At 44.8% G+C, this 24,650-nt stretch carries 15 protein-coding genes; 1 reads left to right on the forward strand and 14 read right to left on the reverse strand.

Annotated elements, in window-relative coordinates:
- Positions 1-67: 67 nt before the first annotated feature.
- From asd to leuC, 8 genes are all read right to left on the reverse strand, one after another.
- Positions 68-1,159: an aspartate-semialdehyde dehydrogenase gene (gene asd / locus DXB91_RS01630; RefSeq protein WP_118016667.1), complete on the reverse strand. Its 1,092-nt coding sequence runs from the start codon at positions 1,157-1,159 to the stop codon at positions 68-70.
- Positions 1,160-1,185: 26 nt separating this feature from the next.
- On the reverse strand, positions 1,186-2,352 hold the full coding sequence (locus tag DXB91_RS01635) for a phosphoglycerate dehydrogenase (protein WP_118016668.1): 1,167 nt from the start codon (positions 2,350-2,352) through the stop codon (positions 1,186-1,188).
- A gap of 30 nt (positions 2,353-2,382) precedes the next feature.
- Complete coding sequence (gene serC / locus DXB91_RS01640) at positions 2,383-3,465, reverse strand: 3-phosphoserine/phosphohydroxythreonine transaminase (RefSeq protein WP_015533539.1); 1,083 nt, start codon at positions 3,463-3,465, stop codon at positions 2,383-2,385.
- 516 nt (positions 3,466-3,981) lie between these two features.
- Complete coding sequence (ilvB, locus tag DXB91_RS01645; RefSeq protein ID WP_118016669.1) at positions 3,982-5,655, reverse strand: biosynthetic-type acetolactate synthase large subunit; 1,674 nt, start codon at positions 5,653-5,655, stop codon at positions 3,982-3,984.
- Between the two features lie 33 nt (positions 5,656-5,688).
- Positions 5,689-7,359: a dihydroxy-acid dehydratase gene (gene ilvD / locus DXB91_RS01650; RefSeq protein WP_015533540.1), complete on the reverse strand. Its 1,671-nt coding sequence runs from the start codon at positions 7,357-7,359 to the stop codon at positions 5,689-5,691.
- A gap of 27 nt (positions 7,360-7,386) precedes the next feature.
- Positions 7,387-8,469 (reverse strand): 3-isopropylmalate dehydrogenase, encoded by a 1,083-nt coding sequence (gene leuB / locus DXB91_RS01655; protein ID WP_117874751.1) that lies wholly within the window; start codon positions 8,467-8,469, stop codon positions 7,387-7,389.
- Positions 8,470-8,492: 23 nt separating this feature from the next.
- On the reverse strand, positions 8,493-8,981 hold the full coding sequence (gene leuD, locus DXB91_RS01660) for a 3-isopropylmalate dehydratase small subunit (protein ID WP_117874749.1): 489 nt from the start codon (positions 8,979-8,981) through the stop codon (positions 8,493-8,495).
- A 42-nt stretch (positions 8,982-9,023) separates the two neighbouring features.
- Positions 9,024-10,289 carry a 3-isopropylmalate dehydratase large subunit gene (gene leuC / locus DXB91_RS01665; RefSeq protein ID WP_118016670.1) on the reverse strand — a complete coding sequence of 422 codons (1,266 nt, stop codon included), beginning with the start codon at positions 10,287-10,289 and terminating at the stop codon, positions 9,024-9,026.
- Positions 10,290-10,407: 118 nt separating this feature from the next.
- Here leuC and DXB91_RS01670 point away from each other — a divergent pair, with 118 nt between their 5' ends.
- Entirely contained in the window at positions 10,408-11,505 is a 1,098-nt protein-coding gene (locus DXB91_RS01670) for a LysR family transcriptional regulator (RefSeq protein ID WP_118016671.1), read from the forward strand.
- Here DXB91_RS01670 and DXB91_RS01675 read toward each other — a convergent pair.
- The 6 genes from DXB91_RS01675 to DXB91_RS01700 form a co-directional block, all read right to left on the reverse strand.
- Entirely contained in the window at positions 11,483-14,098 is a 2,616-nt protein-coding gene (locus DXB91_RS01675; protein WP_118016672.1) for a YfhO family protein, read from the reverse strand. The genes DXB91_RS01670 and DXB91_RS01675 overlap by 23 nt on opposite strands.
- A 34-nt stretch (positions 14,099-14,132) precedes the next feature.
- Entirely contained in the window at positions 14,133-16,823 is a 2,691-nt protein-coding gene (locus tag DXB91_RS01680) for a YfhO family protein (RefSeq protein ID WP_158564569.1), read from the reverse strand.
- 10 nt (positions 16,824-16,833) lie between these two features.
- Positions 16,834-18,498: a DUF6541 family protein gene (locus DXB91_RS01685; protein ID WP_118016674.1), complete on the reverse strand. Its 1,665-nt coding sequence runs from the start codon at positions 18,496-18,498 to the stop codon at positions 16,834-16,836.
- Positions 18,499-18,706: 208 nt separating this feature from the next.
- The gene (locus DXB91_RS01690; RefSeq protein ID WP_117548764.1) at positions 18,707-22,459 is read right to left on the reverse strand and encodes a phosphoribosylformylglycinamidine synthase; all 3,753 of its coding nucleotides are present in this window, start codon (positions 22,457-22,459) and stop codon (positions 18,707-18,709) included.
- 168 nt (positions 22,460-22,627) lie between these two features.
- On the reverse strand, positions 22,628-23,566 hold the full coding sequence (locus DXB91_RS01695) for a M14 family metallopeptidase (protein ID WP_015533548.1): 939 nt from the start codon (positions 23,564-23,566) through the stop codon (positions 22,628-22,630).
- The gene (locus DXB91_RS01700) at positions 23,559-24,497 is read right to left on the reverse strand and encodes a M14 family metallopeptidase (RefSeq protein ID WP_022216686.1); all 939 of its coding nucleotides are present in this window, start codon (positions 24,495-24,497) and stop codon (positions 23,559-23,561) included. Before DXB91_RS01700 ends, DXB91_RS01695 begins: the two co-directional genes overlap by 8 nt.
- Between the last annotated feature and the right edge of the window lie 153 nt (positions 24,498-24,650).

The raw sequence follows: 24,650 nt of genomic DNA on the forward strand, positions 1-24,650 counted from the left end.
GCAACATTATCCCGGCAAATCTTTATGATATTGTTAGCACAGACACTTCAAATATCCATATAATTTATTACTTCTTTGTGATATATCCCTTAGCCTTCAGAAGCTCTGCACAGAGAACTGCACCACCTGCAGCACCTCTTACAGTGTTGTGTGAAAGGCCAACGAACTTCCAGTCATATACTGAATCCTCACGGAGACGTCCAACGCTGATACCCATACCTTTCTCGAAGTCAACGTCCAGAGCAACCTGTGGTCTGTTGTCCTCCTCAAGGTACTGGATAAACTGCTTTGGTGCACTTGGAAGACCAAGCTCCTGAGGCGCGCCCTTGAAGCTTGTCATAGCCTCGATAAGCTGCTCCTTTGTAGGGTTCTTTCTGAACTTTACGAATACAGTTGCTGTATGTCCGTTGAGAACTGGGACTCTGATACACTGGCTTGTGATAGTGATTCCCTCTGCAGGAACGATCACACCATTCTCCTTGTCTACCTTACCCCAGATTCTGAGTGGCTCCTTCTCTGACTTCTCTTCCTCACCACCGATATATGGGATGATGTTGCCAAGCATCTCAGGCCAATCCTTGAATGTCTTACCTGCTCCTGAGATTGCCTGATATGTGCTTACGATAACCTCGTATGGCTCAAATGGCATCCATGCTGTAAGTACAGGTGCGTAACTCTGGATTGAGCAGTTAGGCTTAACTGCAACAAATCCTCTCTCTGTTCCAAGTCTCTTCTTCTGGAACTCGATAACCTCTGCATGGTCTGCATTGATCTCTGGAACCATCATAGGAACATCAGGAGTCCATCTGTGAGCTGAGTTGTTTGAAACTACAGGAGTCTCTGCCTTGGCATAAGCCTCCTCTATAGCCTTGATCTCATCCTTTGTCATATCTACTGCTGAGAATACAAAATCAACTGTGGCAGCAACCTTCTCTACCTCATTGACATTGTATACTACAAGCTTCTTAACTGCCTCTGGCATCGGTGTATCCATCTTCCATCTGTCACCAACTGCCTCTTCGTATGTCTTGCCTGCGCTTCTTGGGCTGGCTGCAACTGTAACGACCTCGAACCAAGGATGGTTCTCAAGAAGTGAGATAAATCTCTGACCTACCATACCTGTTGCGCCAAGGATACCTACCTTTAACTTGTCACTCATTTTTCTTCTCTCCTATTTATCTTTTATTACTTTATGACTCTTACCTTAACAACTCCCTCGATTGCTGAGAGTTCTGCGATGTCGTCTGCTGTTGGCTCTACACCGATATCAAGGATAGAATATGCGTAATCGCCCTTTGCCTTGCTGATCATTCCTGATACATTGCCGCCCTTCTTGGAGAATACTCCTGTGAACTGGGTGAGCATGTTAGGGATGTTCTTGTGGCAGATAGTAACTCTGGCTACATCACTGCACTGTCCCATGTTTACGTTTGGATAGTTTACAGAGTTCTTGATGTTTCCATCGTTGATGTATGCCTTGATCTCCTTACAAGCCATAACTGCACAATTGTCCTCTGACTCTGCTGTTGAAGCTCCAAGATGTGGGAATGCTACCACGTTCTTGTAACCTGCTATAGCTGGGTTAGGGAAGTCTGTCATATACTTTGCAACCTTGCCTGAGTCGAGTGCCGCCTTCATATCCTCATCGTTGACCAGTACGTCTCTTGCGAAGTTGAGGATCTTAACGCCGTCCTTCATCAGTGCAAATGCATCTGCATTGATCATTCCCTTTGTGCTGTCAAGAGCTGGAACATGAACTGTTATATAATCACAGTCTCTGTAGATATCCTCTACATTTGTGATGTGCTTTACATCCTTTGAAAGTCCCCATGCTGCATCTACTGACACATATGGATCATATCCGTATACCTGCATGCCGAGCTTAAGCGCAACATTTGCAACCTTTGCTCCAATGGCACCAAGTCCGATTACACCGAGCTTCTTGCCAAGGATCTCATTGCCTGCGTAGTTCTTCTTCTGCTTCTCCACCATCTTGGCGATATCTGCCTCAGCGGCATTGTTCTTGACCCAGTTGTAACCACCAACGAGGTCTCTTGAAGCCATGAGGAGTGCTGCTACTACAAGCTCCTTAACACCATTTGCATTTGCTCCTGGTGTGTTAAATACTACGATACCCTTCTCAGCGCACTTATCAAGTGGAATGTTGTTGACACCTGCACCTGCACGGGCTACTGCCAGAAGGTTGTCTGACAGCTCAAGATCATGCATGGATGCACTTCTGACCAGAACTGCATCTGCATCTGCGAAATTGTCTGTTACTTCATATGTATCAGGTAAAAGCTCCATACCGCACTTGGCGATAGGGTTTAAGCAATTAATCTTTACTGACATGTCTTTTTCTCCCTTTTCTGTTACTATATATTACTTGTTCTCTGCCTCGAACTTCTTCATGAACTCTACAAGCTTCTCAACACCCTCGATAGGCATTGCGTTGTAGATAGATGCTCTCATACCACCTACTGTTCTGTGACCCTTGAGGTTGACAAATCCAGCCTCTGTAGCCTCCTTGACGAACTTTGCATCAAGGTCTGCGTCACCAGTTACAAATGGTACGTTCATGAGTGAACGGTCTTCCTTTACTACAGTTCCCTTGAAGAGCTCTGAGCTGTCGAGGAAATCATAGAGGATCTTGGCCTTCTTCTCGTTGTGAGCCTTCATAGCCTCAAGGCCGCCCATCTCCTTAACCCACTTGAATACCTTACCACAGATATAGATGCCGTAGCATGGAGGTGTGTTGTAGAGTGAGTCTGCATCTGCCTGAGTCTTGTACTTGAGCATGGTTGGTGTAAATGGCATTACGTCATCTCTGATAAGATCCTCACGAATGATAGCCACTACTACGCCTGCAGGACCAACGTTCTTCTGAACTCCGAAGTAGATCATACCGTAATCCTCAACATTTACAGGCTGTGAGAGAATGTCTGATGACATATCTGCAACGAGTATCTTGCCCTTTGTGTTAGGAAGTGTGTGGTATGTTGTTCCATATATAGTATTGTTATGACAAATGTATACATAATCAGCATCGTCATCTATTGGAAGATCTGAACAATCTGGGATATATGAGAAAGTCTTGTCTGCTGATGATGCAACTGCAACTGCCTTTCCATATTTCTTTGCTTCTTCGTATGCTTTCTTTGCCCACTGACCTGTGATGATGTAGTCAGCTACGCCATTCTTCATGAGATTCATTGGAATTGCTGCGAACTGCTGAGAAGCTCCTCCCTGAAGGAAAAGCACCTTGTAGTTGTCAGGTATGTTCATGAGATCTCTGAGATCCTTCTCTGCCTCTTTGATGATATTGTCGAAGGCCTTAGATCGATGGCTCATCTCCATTACGCTCATGCCTGTTCCCTTGTAATCAAGCATTTCTTCTGCTGCCTCTTTTAATACCACCTCAGGAAGAACTGAAGGGCCTGCTGAAAAGTTGTACACTCTTGCCATTTTTGTTATCTCTCCTTCTTTTTAGTTGTGACGATGATTTTTCCTTCCTGACGAACAGATTGTCAATACTTGTATTCCTTTCTGGGGACGCTCTCGCTCGTTTCGGTCTGCAGCGGTACTAAGGCTCACTTTGTATCGCCAAGTACCGGCGACCTCAAATGCCCTGCGAAAGGAATACAGCAATTTCCAATCTTGTTCTTCGCTCAAGGCAAAATCATCTGTTGTGACTTAATTAAATGTGTGCGAGATATTTTACTTAACAAAAATGTCCTTCGTTCCCATTTATGTGAAAATTCTGACTTATATTTGTTCTTTTGGTGTATCCCGCTTGCGATTGTCAAGTTTTTTGTCTTAAAATCTTATATTTTCAAGTGAATAAACTTGTTTGTCGCTTATATCCCTGTACTATAGCACTCTTTTCGCCTGTCGGCAAGTGGGGATTATATATAAAGGCACCATATTTATGTATGTATGCACACAAATATGGTGCCTTTTCATCTTGTGCCGGCGTATATATTACATATCGTCCTCTGAGAAACAGGTGTCGATGGCTGCTCCCGGAGCTACCATTGGCCATACCTTGTCGTCTCCCGCTATTGTTACATCTATTACCACAGGTCTGCCTGCTGTCAGGGCTGTCTTCATTGCTGCCTCGAACTCATCAAGGGTGTTGGCTCTGATTCCCATGGCACCAAGTCCCTCTGCTACCTTGACGAAATCTACCGAATCGTCAAGCACGGTGTTGGAATATCTGTGGTCATAGAACAGTGTCTGCCACTGTCTTACCATTCCAAGTACGTGGTTGTTCAGGACTACCTGGATGATAGGCACGTTGTATCTCGCAGCTGTTGCTATCTCGTTCAGATTCATTCTGAAGCATCCGTCACCGGCTATGTTGATGACTGTCTTATCAGGTCTGCCGTACTTTGCTCCGATAGCTGCGCCAACACCGTAACCCATGGTTCCAAGTCCGCCTGATGACAGGAATGTCCTAGGCTCCTTGAATGTATAGTTCTGGGCTGCCCACATCTGATGCTGTCCGACATCTGTTGTGATGATCGCATCACCCTCTGTAAGCTCGTAGATTTTCTTGATAGCTGCAGGTCCGTTCAGTGTGTCAAAGCTGTACACGTCAGGATTCTGCTTCTTGAGGTCTTCGATCTCAGACATCCATGTCTTGTTGGACTGGGCGGCAAGCTTGCTGTTGAGTATCTTCAGGACTTCCTTTGCATCGCCGACTATACTGGCATTTGTTGGGATATTCTTATCTATCTCAGCCGCATCTATATCTATATGTATGATCTTTGCATTTGGCGCGAACTTGGATGCATTTCCGATAACTCGGTCTGAGAATCTGGCACCAACAACGATCACAAGATCTGCCCTTGACACACCGAGGTTGGACACCTTTGTTCCGTGCATACCGATCATGCCTGTATATCTCTCGCTTCTTCCGTCAAATGCGCCCTTGCCCATAAGTGTATCGCACACTGGTGCATCCACCTTATCTGCAAATTCTGCAAGCTCTGCTGATGCGTCAGAGATGATACATCCGCCACCTGCCATGATAAATGGTCTTCTTGAAACCTTGATCATCTCAAGGACTTTGTTCACATCCTCCTCGCGGATGGTGTCTGTCTTTCTCTCGATGACCTCCGGTGTCTCTGGTATATACTCTGTCTCCGCTGCGGTTACATCCTTTGTTATATCCACAAGCACCGGGCCAGGTCTGCCGCTCTTTGCGATCTTGAACGCACGTCTGATGGTCGGTGCAAGATCATCTATGTGCTTCACGATAAAGCTGTGCTTGGTGATAGGCATAACAACACCTGCAATGTCTACCTCCTGGAAGCTGTCCTTACCGAGCATATTTACACCTACATTTGCTGTTATTGCCACAACAGGAATGGAATCCATGTATGCTGTAGCTATACCTGTTACAAGGTTGGTGGCACCCGGACCTGATGTGGCCATACATACTCCGACCTTGCCTGTAGCTCTGGCATATCCATCTGCCGCATGGGCAGCCCCCTGCTCATGTGATGTGAGCACATGGTTGATCTCATCCTGGTGCTTGTAGAGGGCATCATATACGTTGAGGATAGTTCCTCCCGGATAACCGAACACGGTGTCAACGCCCTGTTCTTTAAGGCACTCTATAACAATTTCAGAACCTGATATCTTTGACATCTTACTTTCTCCTTTTCCCTTAATTGTGATCAATTAATTCTTTGGCACCTCAAGAACAGCACCTCTGTTGCCTGATGTAACCATAGCTGCGTATCTTGCAAGATAGCCTGTTGTAACCTTTGGCTGTCTTGGCTTCCATGCAGCCTTTCTCTTTGCAAGCTCCTCGTCTGAGACATCGAGCTTGATGCTGAGGTTGTTGATATCGATCTCGATCATATCGCCTTCCTCAACAAGAGCGATAGGTCCGCCCACAGCAGCTTCAGGTGATACATGTCCGATGGACGCTCCACGGCTTGCTCCTGAGAATCTTCCGTCTGTGATAAGGGCAACTGATGAGCCAAGTCCCATACCAGCGATGGCTGATGTAGGGTTGAGCATCTCTCTCATACCAGGGCCTCCCTTTGGTCCCTCGTATCTGATGACTACCACGTCACCCTCTACGATCTTGCCGCCCTTGATAGCTGCGATTGCGTCCTCCTCACAGTCAAATACCCTTGCAGGGCCCTTGTGAGCCAGCATCTCAGGCACAACTGCTGAACGCTTTACTACAGAGCCGTCTGGTGCAAGGTTACCCTTGAGTACAGCCAGACCACCTGTAACTGTATATGGATTGTCCATAGGTCTGATGACCTCAGGATTCTTGTTTACACTATTGGCAACAGCCTCTCCTATTGTCTTGCCTGTAACTGTCATGCAGTCCTTGTTGATGAGTCCTGCATCTGCAAGCTGCTTGATAACCGCATACACACCACCGGCCTCATTGAGATCCTCCATGTATGTGTGGCCTGCAGGAGCAAGGTGACACAGGTTAGGTGTCTTTGCGCTGATCTCATTTGCAAATGAGATATCAAAGTCGAAACCGATCTCATGTGCGATGGCTGGAAGGTGGAGCATAGAGTTGGTTGAACATCCAAGTGCCATATCAACTGTAAGAGCGTTGATGATTGACTCCTTTGTGATGATGTCTCTAGGCTTGATGCCCTTTCTGTACATATCCATAACTGCCATTCCTGCATGCTTTGCAAGCTTAAGTCTCTCTGAATATACTGCAGGGATTGTTCCATTTCCAGGAAGTCCCATTCCAAGAGCCTCTGTCAGACAGTTCATAGAGTTTGCTGTGTACATACCTGAACATGATCCGCATGTAGGACATGTCTTGCACTCATACTCGTATACATCCTCCTCAGTCATGGTTCCGGCTGCGTATGAACCTACAGCCTCGAACATACTTGAAAGACTTGTCTTATTTCCCTTTACGTGTCCGGCAAGCATAGGGCCGCCAGATACAAATACTGTTGGAACATTTACTCTGGCTGCTGCCATGAGAAGTCCTGGAACGTTCTTGTCACAGTTAGGGATCATGACGAGCGCGTCAAACTGATGTGCTATAGCCATAGCCTCTGTTGAGTCTGCGATCAGATCTCTTGTAACCAGTGAATACTTCATTCCGATGTGTCCCATTGCTATACCATCACACACAGCGATCGCCGGGAACATAACAGGTGTACCACCTGCCATGGCAACTCCCATCTTTACTGCCTGTGCTATCTTGTCCAGGTTCATGTGACCTGGAACTATCTCATTGTATGAACATACAATACCTACTAAAGGTCTCTCCATCTCTTCCTTTGTCATGCCCAGTGCGTTGAACAGAGATCTGTGTGGTGCCTGCTGCATTCCAACCCTAACATTATCACTCTTCATCTTATTCTCCTCCAATAATGGTCCTTTCTATATTCTCTCGCAGATAAGATCACCCATCTCGGAACAGCTTACGAGCTGTGTTCCCTCTGAGTGGATATCTATTGTTCTGTATCCGTCCTTGAGAACCGTCTTTACAGCGTTCTCAACTGCATCTGCCTCTTTGTCAAGGTCAAATGTGTATCTGAGCATCATTGCCGCAGACAGGATGGTTGCTATCGGATTCGCCTTGTTCTGGCCTGCTATGTCAGGTGCCGATCCGCCTGATGGCTCATACATACCGAACTTTGTCTCGTTAAGTGATGCAGATGAAAGCATTCCTATAGAACCTGAGATCATGGACGCCTCGTCTGAGAGGATGTCTCCGAACATGTTCTCTGTGAGAACCACATCGAACTGTGCAGGATCCTTCACAAGCTGCATCGCGCAGTTGTCTACGAGCATGTGTTCAAGCTCAACCTCAGGGTAATCCTTTGCCACTTCCTCAACGACCTTTCTCCAGAGTCTTGATGAGTCAAGGACATTGGCCTTGTCAACGGATGTGACTTTCTTTCTTCTCTTCATAGCTATGTCAAATGCCTTGATGGCTATTCTTCTGATCTCGTTCTCATTGTATGTGAGGGTATCAACGGCTGTCATAACTCCGTCAACCTCCTCTGTGTGTCTCTCGCCGAAGTAGAGACCACCGGTGAGCTCTCTCATCATCATCATATCAAATCCGCGCTCTGCGATCTCAGCCTTAAGTGGACATGCCTCCTTCAGTTCATCGTAGAGATTTGCAGGACGAAGATTGGCGAAGAGGCCAAGCTCTTTTCTGATCTTCAGAAGTCCTGCCTCCGGGCGGAGATTTGGAGGGAGCTTATACCATGGTGATGTGGATGTATTTCCTCCGATAGAACCGAGGAGAACTGCATCCTTTGACTTTGCAACTGCCACAGCCTCGTCTGTGAGCGGTACGCCTGTTGCATCTATTGAACATCCACCCATGAGTATCTGCTCATAGTCAAATGTATGTCCAAACTTTTTACCTACTGTATCGAGAACCTTCATAGCCTCTGTGACTACCTCAGGGCCGATACCGTCGCCTTTTATTACGGCTAAATTACACTGCATTTTCTTATTCCTTCTTTCGATTATTAATTCTTGCTATTTATATAGTTGATGAGTCCCTCACTCTTGATGATCTCCTGCATGAATGGAGGGAATGCCTGTCCCTTAAATTCTGTTCCCTGGGTTCTGTCATAGATCATACCGCTGTCGAAATCGATCTCCACGTCATCGCCTGCCTGGATAGCCTCTGCTGCCTCAGGGCACTCGATGATCGGAAGTCCGATATTGATGGCATTCCTATAGAAGATTCTGGCAAATGTCTCTGCGATTACGCAGCTTATTCCTGAAGCCTTGATAGCTATAGGTGCATGCTCTCTTGAAGATCCACAGCCGAAGTTCTTTCTTGCCACCATGATATCGCCCGGCTTTACGCGCTTTACGAAATCCTTATCTATATCTTCCATACAGCTCTTTGCGAGCTCTGCAGGGTCTGATGAATTCAGGTATCTTGCAGGGATGATTACATCTGTATCTACGTTGTCACCATATTTGTGTACTGTTCCATGTGCTTTCATACTCTATATCTCCTTATAAAATATTCTGTAATAAACTGAATCCTATAAACCGAGTTCGTCAGGGCTGCTGATCTTACCTGTGATGGCTGAAGCTGCTGCTACAGCAGGGCTGGCAAGATATACCTCTGAGTCTACATGACCCATACGTCCTACGAAGTTACGATTGGTTGTTGATACAGCTCTCTCTCCTGCTGCCATAACGCCCATATGTCCTCCAAGACATGGTCCGCATGTAGGAGTTGAAACCACTGCTCCGGCCTTGACAAATATAGTCATAAGACCTTCCTCAATACACTGAAGGTAGATATCCTGTGTTCCAGGGATGACGATAACTCTGACACCGTCAGCAACCTTTCTTCCCTTGATGATATCTGCTGCAATTCTCATATCTGAGATACGTCCATTTGTACATGAACCGATGACTACCTGATCGATCTTGATGTCACCGACCTCATCGATAGTCTTTGTATTCTCTGGGAGATGAGGGAAAGCAACTGTTGGCTTAAGCTGTGACAGGTCGATGGTGTACTCTGCATCGTATACAGCATCCTCGTCTGCCTCATACTTTGTATATGACTTTGTGCTGTGCTCCTTCATGTACTCCTCTGTAAGCTCATCGACAGGGAAGATACCATTCTTGGCACCTGCCTCGATGGCCATGTTCGCAATTGTAAATCTATCGTCCATTGTGAGGTTCTTGATTCCCTCTCCAACAAACTCCATAGACTTATAAAGCGCACCGTCAACACCGATCATACCGATGATGTGAAGGATGACGTCCTTACCACTGATCCACTTTGTCTTCTCTCCAACGATGTTGAACTTGATGGCTGATGGAACCTTGAACCAGGCCTTGCCTGTCACCATTCCTGCTGCCATATCTGTACTTCCGACACCTGTTGAGAATGCACCGAGTGCTCCGTATGTACATGTATGTGAGTCTGCTCCGATACATGTCTCACCAGCCACGATAAGTCCTTTCTCCGGAAGGAGCGCATGCTCGATACCCATTGCTCCGACATCGAAATAGTTCTCGATCTCATTTGCCGCTGAGAACTGTCTTACACACTTACAGTGCTCTGCACTCTTGATATCCTTGTTAGGTGTGAAGTGATCCATGACAAGTGCTATCTTCTTCTTGTCAAATACTTCCTTCTTGTTGAACTTCTCCATCTCGTGAATTGCGACCGGAGTTGTTACGTCATTTCCTAATACTAAATCCAAATCTGCCTCGATAAGCTGTCCTGCTTCAACTGATGGCAGTCCTGCATGAGCAGCTAAAATCTTCTGAGTCATGGTCATACCCATATTTATAGTCCTCCTATCATTTGTTTCTAAATACAAATTCTTACTCTTGATAATATCACTCATCTAGGTATAATTACAATATATAAAAAGAATAGTTATTATAACCTGGAGGAATATCATGATAAGTAATCTGAACAATTACGTTATTTTTCATACAGTTGCCAAAGCCGGCAACATCAGCAAGGCCGCAAATCAGCTCTACATCAGTCAGCCCGCGATAAGCAAGGCTATTTCCAAACTTGAAGAAGAACTCGTCACTGCGCTTTTTAACAGAAGTTCCAGAGGGGTAACTCTGACTGAAGAGGGACAGGTTCTCTATGAATATGTTGAGAGGGCATTTGACTCTCTGAATATGGGTGAGGAAAATCTGAAGAATTACAAGGAGCTTGGAATCGGTCACATAAGAATCGGAGTCAGCACATCGCTGTGCAAGCACATCCTTCTGGATTACCTGAAGGACTTTATAAAGGAGAATCCGAACATCAAGTTCAGCATCGACTGCCACTCAACATTGAATACCATCAAGCTTCTTAAGAATGACGACATAGACATAGGTCTGATTTGCAACACAGAGCTTCCAAAGGGGATAGTCTACTCTCCTGTCAAGGAGATACATGACGTATTTGTGGCAAGCCCTGAATATCTGGATAATTTCTACGAGCGCGCAAATGGCAGAGATCAATACAGCTTTGCCGATGAGCTTTCAGGCAATATCAAGGGTAACATTATACCGCTGCTAAACTCAGGCTTAGCCTCTGCCACACACGGCGATGCAACAGATCAAGGTGCGGATAAAAAAAGCAGAGATAACGGACATTCATCCGGCGTCTCTGCTTCTACCACTATTCATAACTCAAGCAACTCAGGTATGTCCAATATATCAACAGTCAACATCCTTGAAGGCTCCAACCTCATGGTTCTGGAGGAGGCAAATGTAACCCGTACCCACGTGGACGAGTATCTCCGCTCACAGGGCATAAGCTGCAGCCAGGTACTTGAGATCAACAACATGGATCTCCTCATCGACTTCGCCGCCATCGGCATGGGCGTTGCCAGCGTGGTACGTGAATTCGCACATGAACAGCTCTCATCCGGTGTTATAACCGAACTTCCGCTTGACACTCCTATTCCGAGCAGGAGTGTCGGCTTCGCTTACTCAGGAATGAAGAATCAGAGCACGGCTATGAAGAAATTTATGGAGTGGGTAGGGGTGTGATTACATGCTTCTGTTTACTGTCCCACCTCAGCATAAATAGCATGATGCATATTCCAAACAGCGAAACCAGTGCGCCAGCCATAAGCCCAGGTGTTCTGTATGCAATTTCTATATCGTGACTGCCCGCATATATCCGGACCCCCATATTGCCTCTACCAAGGCGAATTTTTTCTGCCGGCTCTCCATCCACATATATCTTAAACCCATCATTATATGGATATGCGATATACAGGATACCTGGATTTTTCACATCCACACTTCCATAGAAAGTATTTTTTACAAATCCTGTACACTCAAGCGGACTATCAAGTATCTTCTCTTCTGCTTTCTCAAATTCATCTGCATTGTAATTGTATACCTTTACAAATCGCTCTCCGACACTTCCTGTTTTAGAGCTGGTCGCACCTCCTATAGTTATCCTGACATGTTGTCCTTTCTTTACGAGGCCGACATGTGACAGCTGTTCTGTAACATATGACCCATTCGATACCCTGAGATCTCCGTCCACGATCATCTCCACATAGTGATCGCGGCTATCCTTACTGTAGACATACATATCCATATCAGATTCAGCATCAAACTCATACCGGGTCATCGGCACAAATGCATTTGACGTTCTGTATATGCAATAACCCACTGATTCCTTAAGTGTGTCCTGATTGAGATAAGAAGTACTCCAATCCGATATATCAATCTCTGTAAATACATCTGACGACAGACCACAGCCACTCTTCATAAAATCATTCTGATTTTCAAGAGGTGTCCTGTCTGCTTTCCAGTCTACGATACCATCATCCAACATAAATCCCATCATCTCAGGAGTTTCTGCTTCATACAGATTGTATACGTCATTCTCAGCAACAAGGTTATATCCTGCGTAAGTACCATTCTCCGGACTCAGCACATATCTGACATTGTACATGAGCGCTGTAAGCGGTGTAGTTCCCGAATATATATATTCAACATTGTCAAAGTGGGCAAGTCCCATACTGGAAAACGCTCTGATCGTATTTCCATTTGCCATGGATGAATACCAGTTTGTCTGAGAATATGGCGCATAATTCTCATAAACCATAGCGCTCTTTCTGGTGCCATTTTCTGTATCCAGGGAATTGTATACTGATTCCCACTGATCTAGTCTTACAGCATCTGTCAGAAGACAGTCCTCCGTCTTGCCCGGCATTACATATAATGCATTTCCCATAATCTCAGCTATCCAGCAGCCACAGATAATGCACACAGCCACTCCCGGCTTTATGCTTCCTCTTCTGCAAAGCACGCACAGAATGGCTGCAAATGCCAGCATAAGCATAAATATAACATAGCCAAGCGGGGTACTCATCTCTCTGCTGTCAATAAGACTTGCCACAAATATTACGCCTGCCACCACAGTACTTACAGCAATATACCTCAGTCTCAGCTTACCAAGATTCATGAGAATTCGATATGCTGCAGCAATTAATATAAACGTTAATATAAATGCAAACCTGTTTCCAAGTCCATGTGTGATCGTCATGCCATGGAACACGTAATTGAGCGGAAGATAGTTCAGGGCAAGCACTAACAGGGTCATGGCTATACAGTATTTCACCCTCGTCTTCCAGTCGCACACATCAGACAGAATAAAAATGCAGGCAGCAAATATAACAATACTTCCACAATAACTGTTATTGCTGAACATAGATACACATTCCAGATCCTTCAGCGGATAGAATGAAGATATATACGCTCCAAACTGTCCCCACATCTGTGTTCCTTCAAGCCCCATATCAGTCACCGAAGACGCCGCTCTCATGACCACCAGTCCGGCAGGAACCAGAACCACTCCTGCGAGCAGAGCAGACAGCACCGAGCAGCCGGCAAACGAAAGTCCTCTGCGTAGGAAATCTTTGACATTTTCCCGTTTTTCCAGCAAGAAATATATCACGGCAAACACACATATATAGAATGACAAATAGAAATTGCATATGATCGACGCTGCCAAAGACAGCGTGTATAACATCCATCCTTTTCCATCTGACAGATGCTCTATGCCAAGTGCCACTATCGGAAGCAGAATAAGCCCATCAAGCCACATAATATTATGTCCATATGCAAGGACATACCCGGACAGTCCATATGCCATACTGCATGCCAGCTCTATGAACGTTGCAACTGTCTGGCTGTACCCATTCTCTGTATTTTTCTTATTGGTATGTCTGAAAAAGTAAAGCGCCGTGACCGGCAGGCAGGCGGATTTTATGATGATAAGCAATACCATGGAAAGTTCCAGCCTGCTCTCTCCCAACATCAGAACGATGATATTGAACGGGCTCAGGCAGTAATACAGTAACTCCTGTACAGCATCGATTCCCATTCCCATCGACCAGATAAAGCTTCCTTTGCTACCTCCCGAAATCCATTCAAATAACATATGAAACATATTCTTATACTGCACATATGCATCATACGTCAGAAAACTTTTATCTCCGAACGGATATGCTTTCTGCAGGAGCAAAATTACTGTATATACCAGAACTGTAACTAAGAATACAGCAGCATACAGTATCCCACTCTTTTTATATTTTTTTACTTCTCCTTGCTTTATACCCATATCAATCCCCACTTAATTTATTGCAGTATCTGTTCTATGCAGCCTGTACCTTCTTTTTCCTGCTGCGTCTAAGATTCACCATGTATAAGACAGCTATGAGCCATCCTGCTGCAGATAATATAAGACCAAGCTTGAATCCATATGTTACATACCTGAATTCTATTGTATGTGTTCCAGCAGTCAGCTCCAGACCCACAAGTGCACCATTTGCCAGTGTTGTTATATCAGTCTTCTTTCCATCAACATACGCTGTAAAGCCTCTGTAATAAGGAATTGATGTATACAATATACCATCCTCATTTGCTGTCACCGTACCCTTTACATATGTAGATGTCACTGTGTCAAGTGAAAGCGTCCTATCCTTAATTGATTCCTTGCATTCCTGCATCCTGTCATCATGATATTCATAGAAATCTATACACGTTACTCCCTTTTTTAGGACTGTGGACAGATTGACTGCCTGTATCTCGACCTTCTGCCCACTCTTCAGCTCACCGAGATCAAGTACATCTTTTGGCGAAGGATAAGCGTCATACTCGTTTATATCTGCTATCACGTTTCCATCTACAGTTACAATATTACACAGCTTATTTGCATCCTCAAGGCTCACATACAGATGCATATCCCTCGGAGCTGTAAACGTATAAATCTGTGAGGCATGGTAATCTTCATCAAGTGACACATTCATGTATGTATAAGCATTTTTATCAGTCTTTCTCTCCAAAGTTACTCCATCCGGCAAGATCTGTCTATCCGGAGCGCTTCCTCTGTATTTCACATCAAAATTAGTCAGTTCATCCGGTGAAACACGGGTGAACACTCCTTCAACTCCCGACACATCTTTCACGAATTCATTCTGCACCTCAAACGGAACTACATCTGACACATTCCAATCTTTTATGCTGCCATCTGTAGAAAAGCCCGCTCCCACAGCATAGTCTGTTGTATACCATGCAATCTCATCGTCTATATCATACACATCGTTCTTCAGATTATATCTTTGCTCCTTTGTATACCCACCATAATATGCATCTGCATCCGATAATACATTTCTTACATTGAACATAAGCGCAGTTACCGGTGTAGTATTTCTGTATGCATATGTAGCGCCGTGATCCTGATATACCATTCCAAGCGCATCAAAAAGCCATGTCACTTTTGTATTTATGATTGAAGAGAATATATTAGTGTCTGAATAGACTGTATTATTTTGTGACAAAATCCAGGATGTCTTTCTATTAAGATCACTGTTGTCCTTTTCATTATATATGGCTCTCCATCCGTCAGTTCCGCCTAGATGCTCCTTGCCCGTAGTATATGCATCCGTATTCACATATACGGCATTGGATATCAGCTCCGCAAAAAGTATTACTATAAAATTCACAATCAGAGAATTTATCTTTATGCTGTTTCTGGCCTGTAATACAAATACCATAAACAAATATATAATAAGCAGGATCGTAACCATATAGCAGACTACATTCTGCACCTCATTATTTTCCAGAAAAACGCCCCCAAAGAAAGCCAAAAATACAACTGCGGTCAGTATCACCTCCCGAACCCCCGGCTTCGTCCAGTTCACAGCACACTCAAAAGCTGAAACAATAAGAAGTATGACAAGAATAAAAGCATATCTGTAAGAATATAGATGTGGATATGTGAACCCATGAAGAACATACAGTGCCCCTGTCAGATTCAGACAGGCAACAAGCAGCGCTATCTCCACCAGTCTCTTAACTCTTGCCCGAAGCTGTATATTCCTGTTAAACACATATACAACCGCAAGGAAAAGCAGAGACAGTCCCATATACATATTCCTTGCATACAGAGTTCTTCCAGCTATATCTATATCATGTCCCCAGAAAAAGCTCTGGAACAAATTTGCAAAATTACCAAACTTGCTAAATGGTATATCTTCTGTGAGTGAACTTGCACCTTCTCTTCCAACTATCGCAAGGAAACACGGCACAAGTACAACACATGCACTGAGTGCAGCCGTTATAGATGTGAGTGCAAACTTCACTCCACGCTTCCAAAACATTTTCCAGCTATCCTTTTTCACATCGATAAACCATATCACAGCTATCATAGCCACAAACCACGAAAAATAGAAGTTGAATACAAATGACATGAAAAGCATCACAAAATAAAGTCTCACATCACCGCCCTCAATAAGTCTCTCAACGCCAAGCATCATAACAGGCACGAGAAGAAGGCATATAAGCCAAATGAGATTATACTGATATGCAAGCATATAATCGCACATGGAATAAGCCATTCCCATCACAACACAGAGTATGTCATTCAGCCATCCGTGCTGCATTTTATTTCTGCTGGTATGCGATAAGAAATAGGTCATAGTAACTCCGCAAAGTCCAACCTGAATACACATACTGACGATCATTCCCAGCTCCATATGTGAACCGCCGAACAAAACTGCTATTAGATTGACAGGACTTGCCAGATAATAAAAGAAATTAGTATAGAAATCATATCCTAGTCCCATGTCCCAACTGAAAAAAATTGATTTTCCCTGTCTTATCCTGCCTGATAATTCCACAAAAAACGCATAATACTGGGTATTAGAATCTCCAAGCAGTATAGTATTCTTTCCAAATGGATAACAGTCCGTCATCATCATATGTATCACTATACATATGATAGGAATCAGAAATGCCATTCCATACTTAACAATTTTTCTTGACCTGATTTTCTTTTTTTCCATAATTACTCCATCACTCCATATAACTTTGTATTTTTCCTTTTTCGACAGCATGTTGCATTATAAGTATCAATAACATAAGCAAGACCGCTGATATACTTATTCTCCATGACCAATGCTGAATCTTTGTCCCCTTATATTTTACAACAACTTTACCTGCCTCTGGCGAAACTGATATTTCTACCAATCCATCATTTAGACATTTGCTTACCGTCAGTTTCCGTCCATCAGCCATTATTGCTTCATATCCCTTATAATAATACTTTGGAACTATGCACTCCCCCGCAGTTTTACCCGCATCAAACTCATAGCTTCCGTCTGATCCATAGCGCCCCCGTATGTAAGTATCTTCGCACTTTACCATCCCGCTGCTTTCTGCTCCGACAGATGTTGCAAGATCCCCTTCTTCTGGAAGCCACTCCCAGAACCCTATGCTGTCTGTACTCCCTGCATTATCCGCATAACCTTCCGGATAGTTCACATAGCCACCAAGTTCTATATTCCATACCATATTCAGGCTAAAAATACCGATAAGTATGCTTCCAGCCGCACATAAACATGCATTTCTTCTGTATGATGGCAACAGCTTTATTATATCCACTGACTGAAGTGCAAGGCCAAGTGCCACAAAGAATTCTGTGAACATATTCAGCCTCCACGGAAACTGTATACTGACAAATGGAGTTCTGTCGATAAGTTTCCATGGAAAAATCTTTGTCTCGCATATAAGAAGCACCGCCGCTGTCACAAGGCACATCAAAGCCTTTTTATTATATACTTTTTTATATATACTGACAAATACCATAAGTGCCAGTATTCCAATCTCAATGAATGCAACCGAATACCTTCCACTCACTATCGCGAGCAGTGTCTGAGTCTCCTCATGTGTGTAAAATGCCGGTTCATTGCTTACATAAAACATTCCATCTGCAAATTGTTCAAGCACAGGAAGCCAGTAATAACATGTAAGTACTGCACACGCAAGAGCTTCCATACACACAGCCCCAATAAGTCTTCTGCAAGCCGCAATTCTTTTCCATCTCGCACACATCCATATTATTCCCATGACTACACATAATACAAAGCTTATCGTGTGTGAAAGCATAAGACACGAATATGATACACATAAAAGGCCTTTTCTACTGTGTCCCATCTCAGTCAGGTCGTAAAGAGCAAGAAACGCCAGTGGAATAAATACCATGGCCGCAACTTCGCCAAGTGCAAATCTGGTATATACATCCTCAAGATGATAATGTCCCATTGTGTAAAGCACCATAGTGACAGCACCCGCGCAACGGCTTCTGCCAATGCTCCGCCCTGTATAATACGCAGTAAGTCCCGTACATATCATCAGTACATATATATATATCTTCATTGCAATCTCCGGTGATGCCCCCAGAAGTCTGAAGAGAACGGCTGGCAGCAAGAACAAATCAGGGTAAAATATTCCCATACCGTAGCCATACCCTTCCAACATAGTCTGATATATATATACAGGGTATCCCTGCCCTGACTTTAGCGCTTTGAGGATACTCTCCACCCTGAGCATATGAACCTGCTGGTCATCACCGTATGGCAGGCCTGTCTTAAAACAAGGGATCATACATACACCACTTATCAGAAGCACCAGCAGTGCAATTCCCAGAATCTCTATTCTGTTTTTCTTTTTTTCTCTCACGCAGAATCTCCTCCCGGTCGTCAAAGCTCTGCCACATCATCCCCGGCAGTCAGTACGCATAAATATAAAGACAAACGGGGACAGGTATGGAATCTACTCTCACCTGTCCCCGTATTCTCAGTCATCTAAAACTGTTTATGACTCCTGCACATCTGTGCTATTTTTATTGGTATATCACCGGATATAATCCGTGTGACATGATTTCATCTTACTTAAAATACTCCACACCACTCTCAAATATCTTCTGGTTCTGGTCGCCATATACATTCACAGCTACAGCCTGTCCGATACGCTCTGAGTGTCCCATCTTACCGAGTACACGTCCGTCAGGACTTGTAATACCCTCAATTGCGTAGTATGAACCGTTGACATTGTAATACTCGTCCATGGTTGGGTTGCCGTTCATGTCGACATACTGTGTTGCAACCTGTCCATTTGCAAAGAGCTTCTCGCACCATTCCTTGCTTGCAACGAAACGTCCCTCACCGTGTGAGATAGGAATTGTGTATACTCCGCCGAGCTCTGCCTTCTTCAGCCATGGGCTCTTGTTTGTTACAACCTTGGTGTATACCATCTTGGACTGATGACGTCCGATGCTGTTCATTGTCAGTGTAGGTGAATCATCTGTCTGTGGTCTGATCTCGCCGTAAGGCACAAGACCGAGCTTGATGAGTGCCTGGAATCCATTACAGATACCAAGTGCAAGCCCGTCCCTCTCGTTCAGGAGCTTCATAACTTCCTCGGAGATCTTCGCATTACGGAATGCAGTTGCGATGAACTTACCTGATCCGTCTGGCTCATCACCGGCTGAGAATCCGCCTGGGAACATGATGATCTGTGAATCACTGATTGCCTTTGCAAATGCGTCAACAGAATCTCTGATTCCCTGTGCTGTCATATTTCTGAATACTATCGTCTGTACGTCTGCACCAGCTCTCTCAAATGCCTTTGCTGAGTCGTACTCACAGTTTGTACCAGGGAATACAGGTATGAATACCTTTGGCTTTGCAACCTTGTTCCTTGATGTGTAAACTGTCTTGGCATCAAAGAGTCCAGTCTTGATCTCTGTCTGTGGAACATTTGACTCTGTTGGGAATACCTTCTCAAGAGTCTTTGTCCATGCTGCAAGAGCCTCGTCCATAGTGATTGTGACATCCTTGTATGTAAATACAGGCTCCTTTGTAACCTTACCTATCTTCTTGACAGGAATTCCGAGCTGATCAAGATCTGCTGCCTTAACCTCAAGAATGATAGCGCCATAGTTCTTGGCAACAAGATCCTTCTTGCTCACTGTATCCTCAAGCTCAACACCGAGCTTATTTCCAAATGCCATCTTGCTGACAGCCTCTATTATACCGCCAAATCCAACTGCATATGCAGACTGGATCTTGCCCTCCTTGATCTTCTTGTTCAGGAGGTCATACATGTACAGAACATTCTCATATACAGGTATGTCGTTCTCGTCCTTCTCTATATCCATCTCCACAAGAACATTGCCTGCCTTCTTGAGCTCAGGTGTCACAACGTCCATGTAGCTTGCCACGTCAACTGCAAATGATACAAGTGTTGGAGGTACATCTATATCATTGAATGTACCTGACATACTGTCCTTTCCACCGATAGACGGAAGTCCAAGTCCTATCTGAACATCATATGCTCCGAGGAGCGCTGCCAGTGGCTGTCCCCATCTGTATGGGTCTGTTCCAAGTCTCTTGAAATATTCCTGGAATGTAAGTCTGATCTTGCTTACATCTCCACCTGCTGCAGCTATCTTGGCTGCTGATGTAACAACCGCATATACTGAACCATGATATGGGCTCCAGCTTGACAGATATGGGTCAAATCCGTAGCTCATCATGGTAATAGTGTCTGTCTTACCCTTGAGTACAGGCAGCTTTGCGATCATTGTCTGTGTAGGTGTGAGCTGATACTTACCACCGTAAGGCATTGTGACTGTTCCTGCTCCGATAGAGCTGTCGAACATCTCCACAAGTCCTTTCTGTGAGCACACATTCAGATCTGACAGTGTATCGAGCCATGCCTTCTTGACATCCTCAGGCTCCTTAACTGAATCAAAGTAATTGTCTGCCTTGCTTGGAACTTCAACCTTGACCTGTGTCTCCTGATGAGCACCATTTGTGTTGAGGAATGCACGTGAGATGTTCACGATGTCCTTGCCTCTCCACTTAAGGATAAGTCTAGGCTCCTCTGTAACCTTTGCAACTACTACAGCCTCGAGGTTCTCCTCCTCAGCGTATCCGAGCATAGTGTCAACATCCTTAGGATCGACAACTATAGCCATACGCTCCTGGGACTCTGATATTGCAAGCTCTGTACCGTCAAGACCTGCGTACTTCTTTGGCACCTTGTCAAGATCTACCACAAGTCCGTCTGCCAGCTCTCCGATGGCAACTGACACACCGCCGGCACCAAAATCGTTACACTTCTTTATAATAGATGAAACCTCTTCTCTTCTGAAGAGTCTCTGGATCTTTCTCTCTGTAGGTGGGTTACCCTTCTGAACCTCAGCACCACATGTCTCGAGTGAGTGTGATGTGTGAGCCTTGGATGAACCTGTTGCTCCACCACAGCCATCACGGCCTGTACGTCCGCCGAGCAGGATGATTACATCTCCCGGATCAGATGTGAGACGCTTTACAGCACGTCTTGGAGCTGCACCCATAACTGCTCCGATCTCCATTCTCTTTGCAACATAATCTGGATGATATATCTCATTTACAAGGCCTGTTGCAAGACCGATCTGGTTACCATATGAGCTGTAACCATGGGCTGCTGTTGTCACGATCTTACGCTGTGGAAGCTTGCCCTCCATTGTGTCCTTGAGAGACTTTGTAGGATCAGCCGCACCGGTAACTCTCATAGCCTGGTATACGTAACCTCTTCCTGAGAGCGGATCTCTGATAGCACCGCCAAGACATGTAGCAGCACCACCGAATGGCTCGATCTCTGTAGGATGGTTGTGTGTCTCGTTCTTGAAGAATACGAGCCACTCTTCCTCTACTCCGTCCACAACTACAGGAACAACTATAGAACAAGCATTGATCTCGTCTGACACTTCCATATCATCGAGCTTGCCTGCTGCCTTGAGCTGTTTCATACCCATAAGGGCTATATCCATGAGACATACAAACTTGTCATCTCTGTCCTTGTACATCTCCTTCATCTCTGCTCTGTATGCGTCAAATGTCTTCTCAAGAAGATCCTTGTAATCTCCATCGTCGAACTCTACATCTGTGAGCTCTGTTGAGAATGTTGTATGACGGCAGTGGTCTGACCAGTATGTATCGAGAACTCTGATCTCGGTCATGGATGGATCTCTCTTCTCCTCACTCTTGAAATAGTTCTGGATGTGAAGGAAATCCTTGAATGTCATGGCAAGTCCAAGTGAGTCATAGAGCTCCTTAAGATCTGCCTCTGCCATGTCCTTGAATCCGTCAAATATATGAACATCGGCTGGCTCAGGGAACTCTGTAACCAGAGTCTCAGGAATCTCCATACCGCATATTCTTGAATCAACAGGGTTTACACAGTAGTCCATGACAGCCTTCATCTGCTCGTCTGTCACATCGCCCGAAAGTACATATGTTGTGGCAGTCTTGATAACAGGCTCCTCATCCTCTGCAAGAAGCTTTACACACTGCTCTGCTGAATCGGCTCTCTGATCGAACTGACCTGGAAGTGCCTCTACTGAGAACACCTTATCTGTGGCAGCAAGCTCAGGCTCACCCTCATAGATCACATCTACAGGCGGCTCAGCAAATACTGTCTCAAGAGCCTTTGCATATGTCTCATCTGATATGTTCTCAATATCATATCTGACAAGCACTCTCACATACTCAGCCTTGATACCCAGATAGTTCTTAATCTCTTCGTGAAGTTCCTTCGCCTTGACCGCATAGTCAGGCTTTTTCTCAACATACACTCTCTTGACCTTACTCATGTCATACCTCCATAGTAAAAGCGTTTTTGTTATTTTAATTCTTTAATAATAGCATTTATCTTGTTTTTTTTGTAGTAGTTTTTATCTTTTTGCCGATTTTCAGCTTATTTAAGCATAAAATTGTATCTTAACCCTGCATTTTCACCAAATATGTCATAACTTTCCATGCTAGTTATGCAGTCTTCGTATCATCTTAAATATCACCGAATTCTGGTATATCATAGGTGAATTCTGACAGTAGAATATGATTCCGTCCGTCGGTGCGTATATGTCCGTCGTATTCTCGCCCGTCATCGGATTGATGATATTTGCAATTATGTCGCCTCGTACAACCTCGTCTCCCGGCTGGACAAGCTTCTTGAAGAAGCCGGCGGCATGCTCGGACCTTATGCTGAGCAGATCCTCCTCGTCCATGATGGTGGAAATGTATCCCGCATGGCAGTTGTATCTTATAACGCCCATACGTGTCAGGAATCTGAGCACTGAGGACACCGCCTGATTGGCACTCTCACCATTGATGGTGTCGGTAACTCCCGAATATACCGAGAAAGCCTCCGTGCCGCGCATCTGCCAGTTGTAGTTGAGCGTTGCCTTATCATATGATCTAGGCTCCGCTGTCAATACATACGGCATACCGAACTGGCTGGCAAGGCTGTTGCTCTGCTTGCCTGTCTCTATCATCCTGACGTGCGGGATAAACTCACCATCCATATAGAAGCTCGCAAACTGTATTCCGTATGCGTAGCCGGTGACCTTCTCCATCACCGCCGCTGCAATACGGCTTGTCGCCTGACCTTCAGGATTGCCTGGGAATGATCTGTTTATATCTGAATTGTCTGTTATCCAGTATTTCTTGCCCACATTGAACGAGCTGTAATTGATTGATGGTATCAGAAGTATCTTCTTGCCCGACACTATGGCGCCCCTCGCCTCCAGCTCCCCAAGCTTCTTTGCCAGAAGTGAGCTTATGTAGAGCTGCTGAAATTCATTTCCTCTCATAGCACCAACTATGCATGCAGCCTTGTCTCCGCTGCCATAGGAAAATCCCTGTATCTCGTACTCTCCTCTGTAGGCTGTATTCATGGAATATATGATCTCTTTATTCATGGCCACCTCCGAAAATTCTGGCCACAAGTGACCCCTCTTCTATAACCGGATATTCTCTCAGTGAGAACACAATGCCGCTTCTCGGCGACCTGATGGTCTCCTCCACCGAGCCCGTGAGCACATTTACAATTCTTCCTATGATCTCTCCCTGCTGTATATATTCTGAGTGCTTTGCCACAGGAAGGAAGATTCCGCTGCTCTCAGCATTTACAAATACAACATCCTTGTCTTTTGCAAATTTAGGCTTATGTGCAGTCTCGACTTCGCCTTGCCATATTCCCATCTTCTTCATAAGAGAGAACAGTCCGTCCACTATCTGGTTCGAGTAATCGTAATCTATCTTGAGGGCAACTCCGGACTCCACTACCATACTCTTGACTCCGATCTCGTTGAGGGCATGTGCAAGACTTCCCTCCATGACCGTAGACGACGGATGTATCCATACAACATCCACATTCATGCACGCAACATACGGAGCAAGATCCGATGCCACGTCAGAATTAACCCTGACCTGTGGGATCTCCTTGATGTACACACTGCTGGAATGGACATCAACACAAATGTCCGCCCCCTCTATGTCCTTCATGACCTTTGCCGCTGTATACTCTCCCACAGTTCCGTCCTTTGATCCCGGAAACAGGGTGTTCATGTCTATGTCAAATACAGGCACATCCCTGTACTGAGCCTCAAGTCCCATAGGATTGATAAATGGATATACATCCACGATTCCAGTAAGCTTGTCAAAATCCTTCTTGATCCTTCTGATCAGTTCATAACATATGTACTGTCCGGCAACCTCATCCCCATGTATACCGGACACAATACACAGCCTCTTTTCATTTCCAGTTGGGAAATCCGGAGCCAGATGGTTCTTCTTCACCCTCATGACTTCCCCGATCAGCATGTTAGCTGATACTACAGTTTCTATCATATTTTGTCCACCTTGTATTATTTATTCGTTAGTAATTTTGCAAATTATCCCGGTACATAAAGAAAAGCAGGGTACTTGCCGTATCCTGCTTCTTGTACCTAAGTTATTATACATGATAACTGTCAGTTCTTCAAGGTATGTTGCCTACTCTGT

Source organism: Coprococcus sp. OM06-34AC, from assembly GCF_003462545.1.
In the GTDB taxonomy this organism is placed as follows: Bacteria; Bacillota; Clostridia; order Lachnospirales; family Lachnospiraceae; genus Coprococcus; species Coprococcus aceti.